We start from the raw sequence: 1059 nt of genomic DNA, 5'->3' as shown, positions 1-1059 counted from the left end.
CCCGCGACGTGCACAATGGCGGGGCGAGTGGGCGACACGCCGCGCAGCGGAACGTGCAGGCGGCGTGTCGCCGGAACGGCCCGCAGTTGTGCACGGCCGCCTGCGGGTCCGGTGTGTGGACCGTCGGCGGTTGTGCAGGGCCGTTCGGGGGTCCGGTGGGCGGAGCCTCGGCGGGACGGTCCGCCGTTGTGCACGGCCCGTCACTCGAGTGGGGCGGAGGTGGAGGGTGGCTCAGATCGCGTAGACCAGGCCGTCGAAGGCCGACAGATCGTCACCGCCGCGCACGCCGAGCGCGTGCAGCGCCCGGTCCACGTCCAGCTCGTCATTGAAGACGTGGAAGGCCACGCGCGCCCGCCCGGCGCGACCCGACGCCGTGATCCCGTGGGCGGTGAGCTGGGCGAGGGCCTCGCCCGTGGCATCCGGCCAGGTGACGATGGCCGAGGGGCGTTCGGGGTGGGCCAGGCCGAGACCGTCGCGGAAGCGCGCGGCCAGGGCCGTGGTGTGCGCGTACGAGGCGGTGATGTCGGCGTCGGCGAACAGGGCCAGCGCGGGCGCCGCTCCGACGAACGCCTGCCAGGCGGGCGACACGTCGAAACGCCGGGCGTCGGAGGCGAGGACGCCGCCCGTTCCGTAGCAGGACGACCAGGGGTCGTCGCCGCTGTACCAGCCGGCCTGCACGGGGCGGATCTCGCGCGCGAACGCGGGGGAGACGGTCAGGAACGACACGCCGCGCGGGCAGCACAGCCACTTGTACGCGTGGCACACGGTCGCGTCGAACATCGTCGCGTCCACGGGCAGCCAGCCCGCGGCCTGCGTCAGATCGACGAGGGTGCGGGCACCGGCGCGGGCGGCGGCGGCGGCGATGCGCATCGCGTCGGCCACTTCACCCGTCGCCGACTGCACGAGCGAGAACGCGACGAGCCACGTGTCGGGCGACACCGCGTCGGCGAGCTGGGTCAGGGGAGCGGTGCGCAGACGGATGCCGCGCCCGGCGTGCGCGAACGGCGCCACGAGAGACGAGAAGTCGCCCTCGGCGCACAGCACCTCGGCGCCGTCGGG

General features: G+C 74.9%; 1 protein-coding gene. It reads right to left on the bottom strand.

All coding sequences use genetic code 11. The annotated features are described in order from the left end of the window. Positions 1-231: 231 nt before the first annotated feature. Positions 232-1059: aminotransferase class V-fold PLP-dependent enzyme (locus DBR36_RS13230; RefSeq protein WP_258222842.1), on the bottom strand; the 828-nt coding region annotated here is incomplete at its 5' end.

Source organism: Microbacterium sp. HMWF026, assembly GCF_003061325.1.
In the GTDB taxonomy this organism is placed as follows: Bacteria; Actinomycetota; Actinomycetes; order Actinomycetales; family Microbacteriaceae; genus Microbacterium; species Microbacterium testaceum_E.
The sequence above is the reverse complement of the archived record's forward strand: the minus strand, read 5'-3'. Positions and strand labels throughout refer to the sequence as shown.